12 protein-coding genes are annotated in these 16,168 nt (G+C 68.9%); 3 read left to right on the top strand and 9 right to left on the bottom strand.

Annotated features, from left to right (window positions below; translation table 11 throughout):
• The first annotated feature begins 34 nt into the window (after window positions 1-34).
• Both EV379_RS02545 and EV379_RS02540 read left to right on the top strand, forming a co-directional pair.
• Entirely contained in the window at window positions 35-595 is a 561-nt protein-coding gene (locus EV379_RS02545) for a hypothetical protein (protein ID WP_242616199.1), read from the top strand.
• Between the two features lie 56 nt (window positions 596-651).
• Window positions 652-1,461, top strand: a complete 810-nt coding sequence (locus EV379_RS02540) for a Bax inhibitor-1/YccA family protein (protein WP_130504760.1) — start codon at window positions 652-654, stop codon at window positions 1,459-1,461.
• On the opposite strand, the gene EV379_RS02535 is transcribed toward EV379_RS02540, so the two are convergent.
• From EV379_RS02535 to EV379_RS02490, 9 genes are all read right to left on the bottom strand, one after another.
• Entirely contained in the window at window positions 1,458-2,300 is an 843-nt protein-coding gene (locus EV379_RS02535) for a hypothetical protein (RefSeq protein ID WP_130504759.1), read from the bottom strand. The genes EV379_RS02540 and EV379_RS02535 overlap by 4 nt on opposite strands.
• Before the next feature lie 294 nt (window positions 2,301-2,594).
• A complete protein-coding gene (guaA, locus tag EV379_RS02530; protein WP_130504758.1) occupies window positions 2,595-4,190 on the bottom strand; it encodes a glutamine-hydrolyzing GMP synthase in 1,596 nt (531 codons plus the stop codon).
• Window positions 4,187-4,651 (bottom strand): DUF3817 domain-containing protein, encoded by a 465-nt coding sequence (locus EV379_RS02525; RefSeq protein ID WP_130504757.1) that lies wholly within the window; start codon window positions 4,649-4,651, stop codon window positions 4,187-4,189. Before EV379_RS02525 ends, guaA begins: the two co-directional genes overlap by 4 nt.
• A gap of 9 nt (window positions 4,652-4,660) precedes the next feature.
• Complete coding sequence (locus EV379_RS02520; RefSeq protein WP_130504756.1) at window positions 4,661-5,470, bottom strand: SURF1 family protein; 810 nt, start codon at window positions 5,468-5,470, stop codon at window positions 4,661-4,663.
• 238 nt (window positions 5,471-5,708) lie between these two features.
• On the bottom strand, window positions 5,709-8,870 hold the full coding sequence (locus tag EV379_RS02515) for a beta strand repeat-containing protein (RefSeq protein ID WP_165397268.1): 3,162 nt from the start codon (window positions 8,868-8,870) through the stop codon (window positions 5,709-5,711).
• Window positions 8,871-9,219: 349 nt separating this feature from the next.
• The gene (locus EV379_RS02505) at window positions 9,220-12,030 is read right to left on the bottom strand and encodes a helix-turn-helix transcriptional regulator (RefSeq protein WP_130504754.1); all 2,811 of its coding nucleotides are present in this window, start codon (window positions 12,028-12,030) and stop codon (window positions 9,220-9,222) included.
• A gap of 107 nt (window positions 12,031-12,137) precedes the next feature.
• Window positions 12,138-12,890, bottom strand: a complete 753-nt coding sequence (locus EV379_RS02500; RefSeq protein ID WP_130504753.1) for a hypothetical protein — start codon at window positions 12,888-12,890, stop codon at window positions 12,138-12,140.
• 53 nt (window positions 12,891-12,943) lie between these two features.
• Window positions 12,944-14,680: a glycerol-3-phosphate dehydrogenase/oxidase gene (locus tag EV379_RS02495; protein WP_242616198.1), complete on the bottom strand. Its 1,737-nt coding sequence runs from the start codon at window positions 14,678-14,680 to the stop codon at window positions 12,944-12,946.
• 99 nt (window positions 14,681-14,779) lie between these two features.
• Window positions 14,780-15,898, bottom strand: coding sequence for a GuaB3 family IMP dehydrogenase-related protein (locus EV379_RS02490; RefSeq protein ID WP_130504752.1), 1,119 nt, complete (start codon window positions 15,896-15,898; stop codon window positions 14,780-14,782).
• Between EV379_RS02490 and EV379_RS17110 the strand changes: the two genes are divergently transcribed.
• On the top strand, window positions 15,897-16,073 hold the full coding sequence (locus EV379_RS17110; protein ID WP_165397267.1) for a hypothetical protein: 177 nt from the start codon (window positions 15,897-15,899) through the stop codon (window positions 16,071-16,073). The genes EV379_RS02490 and EV379_RS17110 overlap by 2 nt on opposite strands.
• The last annotated feature ends 95 nt before the right edge of the window (window positions 16,074-16,168 follow it).

The raw sequence follows: 16,168 nt of genomic DNA, 5'->3' as shown, positions 1-16,168 counted from the left end.
GCCGCGGAGGCGCTGCGCTGCAACAATCGAGACGATGTCCACGCATTCCGGATCCCCCGTGCCCCTCGACTCGAGCGAGACTCAGCCATTCGCCGAACCCACACGGGCGTTGCCGCTGCGCTGGGGCGGTTACCGCTGGCGCCTGATTGTCGGCGGGTGCGCGATCGTGGTCGGCGTGGCATCCGTGCTCTTCACGAGCACGTACAGCCTGCCGTTCCTGGCCGTCGGCTCGCTGCTGCAGGCGGCGGGCTGGATCGTGCTCCCCGCCCGCGGCTGGCGCAGGCTGCTCGCGCTCGGCCCCTGCCTCTTCGTATCGTGGCTGATGCTCGCCGGAGCCGACTTCGCCGTGTTCTCGACGGTGTTCCTGGCCGGCTGGCTGCTTGTGCGCCAGCGACCGCCGCTTGCGTGGCTCACCCTCGCCCTTCCCATCGGCGTCGGGGCGGCGTGCAGCGTGGGGTTCGCCAGCTATGAACAAAATTGGGCGGTGTTCACAATCAGCGGTGCCGCGGTGCTGGCCGGTGCCTGGTTGGCACGCCTGCTCACCCGCGCGACGTCCCGCCAACGCACAGCAAGATCCGCTAGTTTAGAGGGATAGCACCCGCACGCGGCATGATCGTCTCGTGCGCTTCGCCCCGAGCCCCAGAGGATCCCATGGCACTCGAGAACCCCGCATTCCGCAGCCAAGCTTTCACCGGCAACACGTCCGTCGCCAACGCCGTGTCGGTCGAGGAGCTGCAGGACATCTACAACCGGCCGACGGCCGGCGCCGTCGAGACCGACCGGATGACGGTCGAAGACACCGTCGTCAAGACGGGCTTCGCCTTCGGTGTGCTCGTCCTGGGTGCCATGCTCGGTTGGGTCACCGCCCCGACCATGCCGGCCATCTGGATGATCGCCGGCATCATCGGCTTCGTGCTCGCGATGGTCAACATCTTCAAGAAGGAGCCGTCGCCGGCCCTCATCCTCGCCTACGCGGCGGCGCAGGGCGTCTTCGTCGGCGCGATCTCCTTCGTCTACGAGGTGCAGTTCGAGGGCATCGTGCTCCAGGCCGTTCTCGCCACCCTCGCTGTCGTCGGCGTGACGCTCGCCCTTTTCGCCAGCGGCAAGATCCGGGCGTCGAAAAAGGCCACCAAGATCTTCCTGATCGCGATGGTCGGCTACCTCGTCTACTCGGTGCTGAACGTCATCCTCAGCCTGACCGGCGTCGTGAGCAACCCGTTCGGTTTGAGCGGCATGGACATCCCCGGAACCAACATCCCGGTCGGTGTCGTGCTCGGCATTCTCGTCGTGATCATGGGTGCCTACTCGCTGGTGCTCGACTTCGACTTCATCCAGCAGGGCGTCAAGAACCGCGCACCGCGCAAGTACGCGTGGACCGGCGCATTCGGCATCATGGTCACCGTCATCTGGCTGTACATGGAGATCCTGCGCATGCTCGCAATCCTCCGCGGCAACGACTAGTCAGAGCGATTCACAACAGCGGGGCTGCCTTCGGGCGGCCCCGCTGTTTTTGTTCCGCGGGGCGTGCTCGCGCTGCGCGCTTCTTCGGTGAAAGTCTGCGCCGTGAACGTCTGTGCGCTCAGCGCGACGGCCGTTCCCCACGACACGCACCACGCCGCCCAGAGCACCGTCTCCGTCGCCGCTGGGGTCGTCGCATCACCGGCGGCGGAGACGCCGATCATCGCAGCGCAGAAGGCCACGGCGACAACCGCGAGACGGCGCAGCCGCGGGACGAGCGCGGCAGTGAGCGAAGCGAGCATCACCGCGACACCGGCCGCGGCCTGCACGGGCCAGTGGTCGATGCCCATCGTCACGTCGTCGACGAGCACGCCGAAGGACTGCGCGGCGTGGATCGTGTACGGCACCCAGAGCAACGGCCCGGCGAGGGCGAGCACCAGCAACAGCCAGTGCACACCGAACAACGGGGGCGCCGCGGGGATCCGTCCGCGACGCGTGCCGCCCACTCCGAGCAGCAGCACGGCGGCGACCGTCACGATGACGGCCGCGATCATCCAGAGCACCGGCGGGTAGGCCATGAGCGCGGCGCCGACGGCGAGGGCCACGATGGCGATCACGCCGAGGCCGGCCGCGCCCCAGAAGGCCGCGGGGCGCACGGCGGTCGTCGCCAGCGGGACCACCAGGAAGAAGGTGACGAAGGAGCCCCAGCTGACCTCGAGGGGCATCACGAGTGCGAAGACCGGGTTCGGGAAGAACAGCAGACTGAGGTCGATGACGCCGAACCCGAGCATCGCCCAGAAGGCAGCGAGCAGCAGCGCAACAACCCGGAGAGCGGCCACCATGCGCACACGTTAGCATCCCGCCCGACGCAGATGCACCCGTCGGGCCGGATCAGGGCTTCGGTCGCTGGCGCTCCCTCAGCCGACGGGAAAGGGAGCGCGTCCCTGCATCCCCCAAGCCTCCCCACTGCGGCCCGGCCGGGAGCGGATGGTTCGCGGGGTGTCGAGTTATGAACGACAGAGGCCGGGCCCCTCACTGTCAATCGCAAGCACTCTGCGATCCGGTGGGGCCCGGCCTCTGTCGTTCATTGTCTGAGCTGAGGAGCGAACCATCCGCTCCCGGCTATCGCTGCAGACCTACTCCCATTCGATGGTTCCCGGCGGCTTCGACGTGACGTCGAGCACGACGCGGTTGACGCCGTCGACCTCGTTCGTGATGCGGTTGGAGATCTTCGCCAGCACGTCGTACGGCAGGCGGGTCCAGTCCGCGGTCATGGCGTCTTCGGAGGAGACGGGGCGCAGCACGATCGGGTGACCGTAGGTGCGGCCATCGCCCTGGACTCCAACGGAGCGCACATCGGCAAGCAGCACGACCGGGCACTGCCAGATCTCGTTGTCGAGGCCGGCGGCGGTCAGCTCGGCGCGCGCGATGGCGTCGGCCTTGCGCAGCAGTTCGAGGCGATCGAAGGTGACCTCACCGACGATGCGGATGCCGAGGCCTGGGCCGGGGAACGGCTGGCGACCGACGATGACCTCAGGCAGGCCGAGTTCGCGGCCGATGGCGCGAACCTCGTCCTTGAAGAGGGTGCGGAGCGGCTCGACGAGCTCGAACTGCAGGTCCTCAGGCAGGCCGCCGACGTTGTGGTGGCTCTTGATGTTCGCGGTGCCGGAGCCGCCACCGGATTCGACGACATCCGGGTACAGGGTGCCCTGCACGAGGAAGCGGATCGGTTCGCCGTCGGCCGAGGCCTCTGCGACGAGCTCGCGCTCGGCCTGCTCGAAGCTGCGGATGAACTCGCGGCCGATGATCTTGCGCTTCGTTTCCGGGTCGCTCACGCCGGCGAGGGCGGTGAGGAACTGCTCACGGGCGTCGATGGTGACGAGGCGCACACCGGTGGAGGCGACGTAGTCCTCTTCGACCTGGCGACGCTCGTCCTGACGCAACAGGCCGTGGTCGACGAAGATGCAGACCAGCTGGTCGCCGACGGCCTTGTGCACGATGGCGGCGGCCACGGCGGAGTCGACTCCGCCGGAGAGGCCGCAGATGACGCGGCCGGTGCCGACCTGTGCCTGGATCTTGGCGACCTGCTCGGCGATGACGTTGCCGCTGTTCCAGTCGGCCGAGATGCCGGCAGCGCGGTGCAGGAAGCTCTCCAAGACGTGCTGGCCGTGCTCGGAGTGCTTGACCTCCGGGTGCCACTGCACGCCGTAGAGACGCTTCTCGTCGTTCGCGAAGGCGGCGACGGGGGTCGACGCCGTCGAGGCGAGGACGGTGAAGCCCTCCGGAGCCTTCGACACGGAGTCGCCGTGGCTCATCCACACGGTCTGCTCGCTCGGCTGGCCGGCGAGAAGCACGTTGCCGCTGGCATCCGTGACCGTCACCGGGGTCGCGCCGTACTCACGGTTGCCGGTCTGTGCGACCTCGCCGCCGAGGGCGGTCGCCATGACCTGGAAGCCGTAGCAGATGCCGAGCACGGGAACGCCGAGATCGAAGATGGCGGGGTCGAACTGCGGCGCGCCCTCTTCGTAGACCGACGACGGCCCACCGGAGAGCACGATGCCGATCGGGTTCTTCTCTGCGACCTCCGCCGCGGTGATCGCGTGCGAGACGATCTCCGAGTAGACGGATGCCTCGCGCACTCGTCGAGCGATCAGCTGCGCATACTGCGCGCCGAAGTCGACGACCAGTACGGGTCGCTGCGCCGTTGGCGCCTCAGCTTGGGGGTCGGTCACGCGTGTGCCTCCACGGGGTCGGTGGCCGCCGCTTCACGGGTGGCCAGATAGGTTTCGACCTCGCGTGCGACGCGCACCTCGAGGAAGAAGGAAAGCAGGGGGATCACGCCACCGAGGGCGAGCAGCAGGAACTTCGGGAAGAGCCAGCGCATCAGGCTCCACAGCTGGAAGCAGGCGAAGAGGTAGACGACGTAGAACCAGCCGTGCGCGATGAGGATGCCGGTCGAGAGGTTCGCACCGACGCCGGTGGACTCCCAGCCGGTGGCAGTTTCGACCATCGGGGCGAAGTACAGGAAGCCGGCGTCGCCGAATCCGTAGAGTTCGAAGTGGAAGGCGTACTTGACAATCATCTCGGCGCAGAGCAGCAACAGCATGACACCGGTGATCACCGAGGTGACCTTGTACAGCTTCACTGCCTTCCGAATGCGCGGGAATACGGCGGGTTTCGGCTCGAGGGGCATGACCCTAGTCTACGCGCGCTCGCTGAGCGATTCGTCCGCCGCCGGCGTCACCGCCGCATCCTGTGCCGCGGCCTCCTCGGCGGCTTCGCGTTCACGCTCCCAGGCGTCCCGCACGAGGCGGTACCAGAGGAAGACTGCGAAGCCGGCGAACACGGCCCACTCGACGGCGTAGAAGATGTTCAGCCAGTTGAGCTCGATCTCGGGGTTCGGCTCCGGCGAATCGATCTCGGCCAGACCGGCCGGGGCGTCAGCCCCGACGATGTAGGCCGTGTACACCGACTGATTGTCGAAGTCCGACCAGAGATTGATCAGCGCGGACACGGCGACGGTGCGCATCTCGTGCGGGTCGGTTCCGTCTGCGGGGACCTCTGGGCCCTCGGACGGCAGCAGGCGCCCGGTGATGCTGATGGTCTCGGCGGCGGAGTCGTGCTCGGCCAGCGTCGCGGCGACCTGCTCAGCGGTCTCTGCGTCGGCGGCCCAGCCGCGGGCGACGGGGATGCCGGGCGAATCCGGCAGCTCGACCGCGAAGTGGCTGACCACCCAGTAGCCGGCGACGCCACCGTTCAGTCGGCCGGCGATGATCTGCTCGTCACCGCCGATGAAGTGGCCGTCGACGCTCACCATCTGGCCGGTTGCGGTCTGCCGGATCGGGTCGGCCGGGTTGGCGACCTCAGTGAGTGGCTGCACGACCTCGGTCGTTCGCTCCTCGACCTCTCCGCTCTCCATGGCGCTCTTGAGCTGCCACTGGCCGAGCAGCGCGAAGACCGCGGCGACCGCGAGCGCTCCGAGGAGGGCGAGTATCCAGCGCGGACGCACCATGATCGAGAGCATTGTTGATTCGTGTCCTGCGGGGTGTCGGCGAACGGGATGTCGTGCTGACGAGCGCTCGCCAGTCGAGGAAAGTGGCGCTGTCGAGGCAATCGATACCTCCGAGGCTATCGCGCTTTGCTGGGCGGATGCCGCAGCGGCCGCCCAGACAAACAACGGGGCCCGTCCCCCCGGACGGGCCCCGCTGCCTCGTGTGCGCTCCGACTCAGTCAGCGCGCACCGTTCCGCGTCAGACTGTGCGCCGGCGACCGCGCGCTGCGCGGGCCGCGAACAGTCCGAAACCGCTGAGCATCAGGACGATGGCGGCCAGCGCCGCACCGGTTCCGTCGAAGCCCGTCGATGCCAGGGCCTTCGCGCTGTTCGAACCCGCGGTGCTCGGAAGCGGAGAATCGAGCGGGTCGATCGGGTCAACCGGGTTGATCGGTGCCTGCGGCTTGACCAGGTGGTCTGCTGCATTCCCCGCGACCGCCGCGAATCCGGCATCGCCGAGGTACTGCGCCGTGATCACGTGATCGCCGAGGCTCAGCGCGTCCGTCGTGATCGAGGCGCTCTGCTCGACCGGGGCTGCGGCCCGCGCGTTCCCCGCGTCGGCCAGCCGCACCGGGGCACCCAGCGGCGCACCGTCGACCGAGAACTGCACGAATCCGCCTGGCACGTGCGCCGTCTCGTCGACGGGAACCACGGTCGCCACGAACTCGGTGGAGTTGCCGAGCAGGCTGCTCGCGTCGACGTCCAGCGTGACGAGCACATCGGCCAACACGACCGTGTGCTGCAGCACCGCCGAGGTCGAACCCGCGAATGAGCCGTCGCCGCCGAAGACGGCGGTCAGCGATCGCGCTCCGACGGTCAGGGTGCCGTCGACGACGAGGGTGGCCGCGGTGCCGTCGGCGGTCAGCGTGGCGGAGCCGATCTGCACGGCATCCGCGTAGAAGGTCACCGTGCCCGTTGGAACACCGGCACCGGGGGCGACGACGGCGAGCGCCGCGGTCAGCGTGAGCTCTTGGCCGAAGGCGCTCTCCGCCGTGTCCGCCGCGAGCGCGAGGGTGGTCGACGCCTGCTGCACGGTCTGGGTGAGAGTGCCGGCACTCGCGCTGAACTCCGTGTCGCCGTTGTACTCGGCCGTGACCCCGTACTCGCCGACGGCACGATCCTCGAGCGCAACCGAGGCACTTCCACCGGACAGCGGCACGCTCGCCAGGAGATCACCGTCGACGAAGAAGTCGACCGCTCCGGTCGGCGTTCCCGCCCCAGGTGCGATCGCAGCGACCTGGGCCGTGATCGTGGCATCCTGTCCGAAGACGGCCGGGTTGACGTCGCTACTCAGGGCGATGCCGGTGGCCGCCTGCGTCACGGTGACGTTGAGGGCGGCGGATGACGCATCGAAACGCGTACCGTCGCTGAACGCCGCGGTCAGCGTGTGGGCACCGGTCAGTGACGGCGTCAGCGTGTACGACGCGGTACCATCCGTCGTCGGGACGACCGCGACGGCGACGCCGTCGAGGGTGAAGGTGATGAGGCCGCTCGGGATGCCTGCGCCTGGGGCGAGCGTCGCGACATCCGCAGTGAAGACCATGGCCTGCCCGGAGACAGGCGCCGCCACGTCAACGGACAGCTCCGTCTCGGTGGAGGCGAGGCCAACGGGGTGGGTCATCACCACGGTCGAGCCGCTGAACGTCGTGCTGCCGGCGAAGCTCGCCGTGATCACGCGGTTGCCGACCTCGAGGGTTGAGAGCGTCGTGCTCGCGCCGGCGGAGGTGTCACTCTCGCCGATCAACACCCCATCGGCGAAGAAGCTGACGGTGCCATCCGGCTGCGCAGCCGATGCGCCGGCAGCACTGACGGCTGCGGTGAAGGTCACAGATTGTCCGAAGACCGAGGAGGCAGGGGAAGCTGAGAGCGCGATCGCACTCGCCGCCTTCACGACGGAAAGGTCGGCACTGTCGGCTGACGTGATGAAGTTCGTGTTGCCGCTGAACGTGGCCACGAGCTCCAGGTCGCCTGGAGCCGCTGGCGTGAAGGTGATCGACGCCTGAGCGCTGCCGTCAGCCGCCTGCGCACCGAGGGCCGCAGAGCCGAGCGTCTGACCGCCCACCGTGGCGAGCGTGACGGCACCGTCCAGCAGGGCGACCGCCGGGGCAATGGGGGCCACCGTCACGGTTGCCGTGACCGGCTCGCCGAACTCCGCGGGCGCAGGGGTCGCGCTCAAACTCGTGCTGGTCGCGCCCTGCTCCACCGCGACGGTCGTCGACCCTGACGAGGCCAGGTGGTCAGCGGTGTCAGGGGTGAACGCCGCGGTGAGCGCGTGGGTGCCGAGCGGCAGCGTCAGGGCGGAGAAGGCGGCCTGGCCACCGACAAGAGTCTGAGTGCCGAGAACGTTGCTGTCCGCGTCGAGGAGGTTGACGGTGCCCGTCGGCGTTCCGCCGAGCGCATCTGCCGACGCGACCGTCACCGAGAACAGGACGCTCGTGCCGACGACGGTGGTGCTGACGTCCGCATCCAGAGTCGTCGTCGTGGCGTAGCTCGGCGAGTAGCTCAGCGTCACAGAGCCGTTGCCGCCTGCCTGCGCGAAGCCAGTGGTCGGTGAGGACGCGCCTCCGGTGTACGAGGAACCGCCACCGCCACCACCACCACCGGCTCCGCCAGTGCCACCAGCTGTGCCACCGGCGCCTCCGGTCGGGTAACCGCCACCACCCCCACCGGCACCGCCTGCCGCAGTCGCCGGCCTGCTGGAGCCACCGGCTGTGCCCGCCGCGGTGGTGCTGCCCGCCGCGGCGCCGCCGCTGCCCTTGCCTGCGCAATTCTCTCGCGCGTTTCCGCCCGCGTTTCCGGCCGCTCCACCGTGGCCACCCTTGCAGTTGGCGAAGCCGGCACCGCGACCGGCACCGCCGCCACCGCCAGCGGCGATGATCACCGCTGTGCCGTCGGCCCGGGTGATCGCACTGGCGCCACCGCCACCGCCACCGGCCTTGGCCAACCCCTTGCCTGTTCCACCGCTGCCGCCGGCGCTGTACCCAGCTCCGCCCGCGCCCTCGCTGCCCGCGTTGCCGACCTGTCCCCCTTGTGTCGAAGCCCAGATCGAGAGCTTTTCGCCCGGCGTCACAGCAATGGTGCCTGTGATCAGCGCGCCAGCTCCCCCGCCGCCGTCTCCCGTGAGTGACCAGTCAGTGCCCGGCCAGGTGACGTAGTTGTCGCCACCGCCGCCGGCCGCACCGATGACGGTGGCCGTGATGCTGGTCACACCGGCGGGAACCGTCCAGACGGTTTTCGTCGGCACCGCGAACGTGGCCGTGGTGGGTGCGGCGGTTGCCGGCTCGGCCGCGCCGAGGACTCCCACCGCGGTGACGCCTGTCGCCACGAGGCTCAGTGCCGCGGCGGCGGCGAATGCGCGCATCCGCCGCCGTCCGATTGCTAGGTGTCGGATCTGTGGGTGCGACGGCGTCTGCCGAGGCTCGAGCGCAGCTCGAATTGCCATGGAATTCGGTTCCCTCCGGGTGTGGGCACAATCAGCCGCTTCACCTCGGGGTAAGCAAGGACTCGCACGGTCTGGGTAAGAGACCGCACGTGGCCCGCCCACCCCCGGGTAAGGAGGGGTGGGTGGGCTCACGGCTGCACGCGTCGAATGCGGGTATGGCGGATCGACGCGCAGGGTCACCACGCTAGGGAGCGTGGGAGGCGACCGTTAGGCCGTCATCCGGAAACCGTCAGCTCTTGACGGGCGCTGCACTCAAGACGAGCGTTCCTCAGCGAGAGCGTGCGAGGCTGCGCAGTTGGCGCCGTGAGTCCAGCCCGAGCTTCGGCAACACATTGCGCATGTGGAAGTTGACGGTCGTCACCGAGAGGAAGAGCGATTCGGCGATCTCGCGATTGGTGTGGCCGTGCGATGCCTGATGCGCGATCTGCCGCTCCCTGGCTGTGAGGGGCGCGAATGGGTCTCCCGGCACTCCGGCACCATTCCCACCTGCGCGCTCAAGCAGGGCGAGGGTGCGCTCGAGATCCGGGGCGGCGCCGAGTCGCGCGAAGACCTCCGCCGCGCGCTCAAGCTGCTCTCTGGCGCCAGCTGGGTCACCGACGCGCAGCAGGAAACGACCGAAATCGGCGCGCGCCCGCGCGAGCGGGAACGGGAACAGGGCAGCCGACGGCTCTGCGATCGCTTGCCGGTAGAGCGCATTCGCCGTCTTCTGCCGGTCGGCGGCATCCTCAACGCGCGCCTCGAGCCAGAGCATCGAGCCATAGTATGGCTGCCACCGCACCGCGGATGCCTCCCGCACCTCGTCCAGCGCGGTGCGAGCCTCGGCCACGCGACCGAGCGCGGCAAGCGCCTCGACGCGGTAGCTCATCCAGCCGTGCGTCGTCGAGCTCAGAGTGCGCAACGCCGGATCGGAACACGCCCGCAGTTGCGCGCCCGGGTCACCCATCGCGCGCGCCAGCTCTGCGGAGACGACTGCCGCCATCGCTGACTCGTAGGTCTCGTGTTGGCTGATGCGTGAGCGTTCCCCCGCCTCGAGTAGGGCCGCCACCTCTGCCGCCTCCCCCCGCGAGGCCCGAACGAGCGCCGCCGCGAAATGCGTGACGGGGCGCACCGTGTACGCCGTCTCGTCCATCGCGAGACTCACCGCCGTGTCCGCGCCGGCCAGCGAACCCTCCCAGTCGCCGAGCAGGTAGTTCACGTGCGTCAGGATGACGCGCACATGGCCGGCCGTCCAGGCATGCGGAAACTGTTCAAGGACCGCGCGGGCGGTGAGCATGTCGGAGTGCACGGCCTCGACATCGCCCATCTGCATCAGTATCCCGGCACGCGTGACGAGCACATCGACGAGTTCCGGCGACGGCTGGGCCTCGGCGATGAGCTGACCAAGCTCGCCCAGGGCGGCCAGGAAGACCTCTCTCTGCCCTGACCGCGCAGCGGACGTCACGGTCCACCCCAGGAGGCGCATGTGCTGGCGATCGGCGCTGTACATCCAGCGCACGCGCTCCCTGGCCGCCTCCACATCCCCGGGGAGCACCTCGTCGACCCGTCGACGTGCAACGGCGACCTGCGCCGGAATCGACGCCATGTCATCCATCATGAGCAGGAACTGTGCGCTGACGGCGGCGATGTACGCGCGCAGGATCCGGTCCTCAGCGGTGTCGCACTGCGGATCCGGCGCGTGAACAGTGGCCGCGGCGGCCAGCGCCTCCGGCAGACGGCCGGCCACGGCGAACATCTCGACCGCGATCGCCGCGGCCATGGCGCTGGGCGGCAGCGCCTCGAACTCGGGCAGAAGATCAAGCACCAGCTGCTGCCGCCGGAATCGCATCGCCACCATCGCGAGCCCGATGAGCACGTCATCATGCTCCGGCCCGGCTTGGCTCAGCGCCAGGACCCTGCGCAGGTAGCCGATCGCCTCGTCGGCCTGCGCTGGCGTTGACACCCCGCGCACGATCGTCCGCACCCGGTCCTGCAGCGCGTCATCGACCCTGGACGCGGCGGCCAGGCTGTGCCGCAGACCGCGGCGCCCCTCCACGGCGTCGCCGGCCGCGCGGTGGATCGCGAGAACCAGATCAGCGCTCATGCTCTGTTGGACAGCGTGCGCCAGCAGATCGTGACTGGGCGCAACCCAGATCTCGCCCCGCCAACGGCGTTGGGCGATCAGCCCGGCCGCCGCCGCCTCATCCGCGTCGACGGCGAGCCCGAGCGAGGCGGCGATGTCTTCCATCACCCGCAGCTCGACCGGGTCGCGCAGCACCGAACAGATCTGCGCGACGTTGGTGCCGGCCTCCGGCGCGGCCGCGGTGAGGCGCGCGAAGGGGTTGCGTGCGGCGTCGATGAGCGGGATCGGCACCTCCCAGATGCCGGCATCCGCAGCGAAGGAGTCGATGTCCCCTGTCAGGGCCATCGCGGCGCTCAGGAGGGCGGGCGAACCACCGGTCGCCTCCCGCAGCTCGCGCGCACTGTGCTGCGAGATTCCGCGGTTCAACAGTCGCGCCGCGACGACTTGCACCTGCTCCGTCGTGAGCGGGTCGACGATGAGCTCAGCGTTCTGTTCTGAGCGCCCATCCAGTTCGTTCAGCAGTTCGAGCAGCGCGTTGGGCTCCGTCATCGGCCGGCTGGCGACCGCGGCGAAGAAGCGTCCGTCGATCAGCCTGTTGATCGCGAAGCGCAGCGCCATCGCCGACTGCGGGTCCAACCACTGCGCATCGTCGATCACCAAGAACACCGGATGCCGCTTGCGATCGAATTCCCCGAGCAGGAGTGCGGCGAACCGACGCGGATGAGCCGCGGCATCCGCAACGGGCTCGTGCTCCTGCGTCGTGCGCAGCTGGTGCAGCAAGCGTTCGATCGCCGCGAACGGCAGTTTGGCCTCGTAGGCGTCGGCCTTGAATCGCACGACCTTCCACGGTTTGCCGGCCGGGGTGATCGCGTGCAGCAGGCTCGTCTTGCCCATGCCGGAGAGCCCGCTGACCAGCAGCGTTCCGCTTGTGCCCGTGCTGAGGCTCGCCTCGACGATCTGTTGCGCCCGGCGCAGCTGCTCCGCACGCGCCGAAACGTCCCCGAACGTGTGTCGCTTCACACCGCCTCCAAGCGCCCCCGCGAACTCGATTCATCCAGCATGCCAAACTTCACGCGGAACCGTGGACGGGGTGCAGGAATCACCCCCGAAGGGGAGCAGGTTCTGGGTCAGGCGCAGCCGTCGGCGACCATTTCAGGGGCACCCACCCAGCGAACGGTGCCCTCGTCGGATTCGACCACGATGACCGTGGCTTGTGCCGGGGTGCCGTCCGGTGCGGTGATGTCCAGCACCTCGACCGGCGTACCGATGCAGGTGAACAACTCGCTGTCGAAGCCCGGCTGCTCCGAGGCAAACGCCCAGCTGTCCCCGGCCTGAATGCCCTGAACACTCGACAGCGGCATCTCGTTGCTTGCGGACGCGTCGAAGTACACCGCGAATCGCGGCCAGACGAGATAGTCGAGCTGCTTGTCGATGCGCATCTGCTCGTCGTAGAGGCGCTCGTCGAGCACGAAGTCTCCCCAGGAGTGGTAGATCCCCGGCGGATTGTGCATGTTGCCGCTGTACTCCTCCGAGGCCGGCTGGCTGCCGAGGACCGTGCTCAGCACGTCAATGGCTTCGGCCGGCGACGACATGTAGCCGAGCGTGGCGACGACGGCACCGTCTGAGTCGCGCAGTTCGAGCGCGTCGGGTCTGGCCACGAGGCCGGCCACCCGCTCAAGCTGCTGCTCGGCGGTGGGAATCGGGACAGGACTCGCTGCGATCGACGAGCTGGGGAGCGGTCTGCTCGATGGTGAGCTGTCGGCGCCGGCCGCCTCTGGTTGCGTCGGAGCGCTGCATCCGCTCAGCATGACGGCGAGCAGGAGCGAGAGCGCAACGGCGCCCCCCGGCGTGCGCCACGTGTGCGTCGTGCGATTCCCCATGTGCACATCCTCTCAGAGAATGCTCGCCCGCTCGGGAAGCGCGCGGCCGTGAGCTACTTGCCCTCGACCGCCATGATGTCCGGGGCCTCGAGTCGCACCCGGTCGGCCGACTCGTCGTCCGGCTGCTCCTGCGATGCGCGCTCCGCCGCGACCCGCTTGAGGTAGTTGGCGACCTCGAGCTCCTCGGTCTTCTCGTCCCAACCCAGAATGCCCGCCATGAGCTTGGCCGCGACGGGCGCCGCGGAGACGCCGCGGTCCCACGCCTCGATCGAGATGCGGGTGCGCCTGGCGAGCACGTCCTCGAGGTGCAGCGCGCCCTCGTGCGATGTGGCGTAGACGATCTCGGCTGCCAGATAGTCGTCGGCGCCGGGGAGCGGCTCGCCGAGTGTGGCATCCGCCTTGATCAGATCGAGCAGCTCATCGGTGAGCGTGCCGTAGCGGTTGAGAAGGTGTTCGATGCGCACCTTGTGCACCCCGAAGGCCTGGGCGATGCGGCCGCGCTTGTTCCACGCCGCCTGGTAGCCCTCAGCACCGAGCAGCGGGATGTCCTGCGTCGTCGATGGCGGGATGCGGCCGTCCAACGCGTCGACCGCGGCATCGATGGCGTCCTTGGCCATCACCCGGTAGGTCGTCCACTTGCCGCCGGCGATCACGACGAGACCGGGAACGGTGTGCGCGACGAGGTGCTCGCGGGAGAGCTTCGACGTCTGCTCGCTCTCGCCGGCCAGCAGCGGGCGGAGCCCGGCGTAGACACCCTCGACGTCCTCCCTGGTGAGGTCGATGGAGAGCACCTTGTTGACGTGTTCGAGCAGGTAGTCGATGTCGGATGCCGTGGCGGCCGGGTGCGCCTTGTCGAGGTTCCAGTCGGTGTCGGTCGTGCCGATCAGCCAGTGCCTGCCCCAGGGAATCACGAAGAGGACGCTCTTCTCCGTGCGAAGCAGCAGCCCCATCGCCGATTGGAACCGGTCACGCGGCACGACGAGGTGGATGCCCTTCGACGCGCGCACCTTGAAGGTGCCGCGCTCCCCCACCATGCGCTGGGTGTCGTCGGTCCACACCCCGGTCGCGTTGACGACCTGCTTGGCCCGCACCTCGAAGCGCTCACCGGTCTGCAGGTCGTGCGCCTGCACGCCGACGACCCGCTGCCCGACCTTGATGAAGCCCTCGACGCGCACCCGCGATGCGGCGTGTGCACCGTAGAAGGAGGCCGTGCGCACGAGCGACGACACGTACCGCGCGTCATCGACCTGGGCGTCGTAGTAGGTGATGCCACCGATCAGCGCGTCATTCGCCAGCGACGGGATCAGGTGCTGCACCTGGCGCTTGCTGAGGTGCCTGTGGTGCGGAACACCGGGCGGGCGCCCACCCGTGTAGCTGAAGATGTCGTAGAGCAGCATGCCGGCTCCGACGTAGGCGCGCTCGATGACCCGCTGCTTCAACGGGTAGAGGAAGCGCACCGGCTTCACGAGGTGCGGTGCGATGCGCTGCAGCAAGAGCCCGCGCTCGATCAGGGCTTCCCGCACGAGCCGGAAGTCCAACTGCTCCAGGTAGCGGATGCCGCCGTGCACCAGCTTCGACGAACGGCTCGACGTGCCGGAGGCCCAGTCGCGCTCCTCCAGGATGCCGACGCTCAGCCCTCGGGTGACCGCGTCCAGGGCCGAGCCGGCGCCGACGATGCCACCCCCGACCACCAGGATGTCCAGCTCTTTCTCCTTGAGCCGGGTGAGAGCCGCAGCCCTCTCCTCCGGTCCGAGCTTGTTCGAACGCGTCACGCTGTTGCGCTGGGCCATCATTGCCTCCCGAGGTACGTGGTACTGACGGACTGCTGTGCTGCTGAACTCCTGCTGCTGAACTACTTGATCCGGCTGGCGGCCGGCCTACTTTCGAGGCTAGTTGGCTTGGTACGGGGCCACAACAACTTCGACCCGCTGGAACTCCTTGAGGTCGGAGTAGCCGGTCGTGGCCATCGAGCGGCGCAGCGCGCCGACGAGGTTGGCCGTGCCCTCTGCAACGGGCGCCGGGCCGTAGAGGATCTCCTCGAGAGGGGCGACGGTGCCGACGTGAACGCGGTTGCCGCGGGGAAGCTTGGCGTGGTGCGCCTCCGCGCCCCAGTGGTAGCCGCCGCCGGGTGCGTCGGTGGCGCGGGCCAGCGCCGCACCGAGCATGACGGCATCCGCACCGCAGGCGATGGCCTTGACGATGTCGCCAGACGTGCCGAGGCCGCCGTCGGCGATCACGTGCACGTAGCGTCCGCCGGACTCGTCCATGTAGTCGCGGCGAGCGCCGGCGACGTCGGCGACGGCCGTGGCCATCGGAGCGTGGATGCCGAGCGATGCCCGCGTGGTCGATGCCGCGCCGCCGCCGAAGCCGACGAGCACGCCGGCCGCGCCGGTGCGCATGAGGTGCAGGGCGGCCGTGTAGGTGGCCGCGCCGCCGACGATGACGGGAACGTCGAGCTCGTAGATGAACTTCTTGAGGTTGAGCGGCTCCTGGTTCTTGGAGACGTGCTCGGCCGAGACGGTGGTGCCGCGGATGACGAAGAGGTCGACGCCTGCGGCGACGACGGTGCTGTAGAACTCCTGCGTGCGCTGCGGCGAGAGGGCCGCGGCCACGGTGACGCCGGCAGCACGCACCTCGGCGATGCGGGCGGTGATGAGCTCCGGCTTGATCGGCGCGGAGTAGATCTCCTGCATCCGCGCGGTCGCCTTGGCGTCGCTCAGGCCACGGATCTCGGCCAGCAGCGGCTCCGGGTTCTCGTAGCGGGTCCAGAGACCCTCGAGGTCGATCACACCGAGACCGCCGAGCTGGCCCATCATGATCGCCGTCTGCGGCGAGACGACGGAGTCCATCGGCGCAGCGAGGAACGGGATGTCGAACTGGTACGCGTCGATCGACCAGCTCACCGAGACATCTTCGGGGTCGCGGGTGCGCCGCGAGGGCACAATCGCGATGTCGTCGAATGCGTAGACACGACGTGCCCGCTTGGACCGGCCGATTTCAATCTCCATGCTCACCCGTCCAGCCTATCGAACCCGGCGGCTCGGCGTTCCGGATGCCGCCGCGCCCGCGGCATCCGGCGGCTCACCGTCCCGCTGGCCGAACCTCACCTGCCCGTTGCGTGAGCGCCCCCTCCCGCTGGTTGAGCTCCCCCTCCCGCTGGTTGAGCTTGTCGAAACCCTCTGAAGTGGTTTCGACAAGCTCAACCAGCGGGTTCACCCAACCGACGGGTTCGCCCAACCAACGGGTTCGCCCAACCAACGGGTTCACCCCAACCGACG

The sequence above is a fragment of the Microterricola gilva genome, from assembly GCF_004217495.1.
GTDB classification, from domain to species: Bacteria; Actinomycetota; Actinomycetes; order Actinomycetales; family Microbacteriaceae; genus Microterricola; species Microterricola gilva.
Note: the sequence above shows the minus strand (reverse complement) of the source record. Positions and strands in the feature narration are given on the sequence as shown.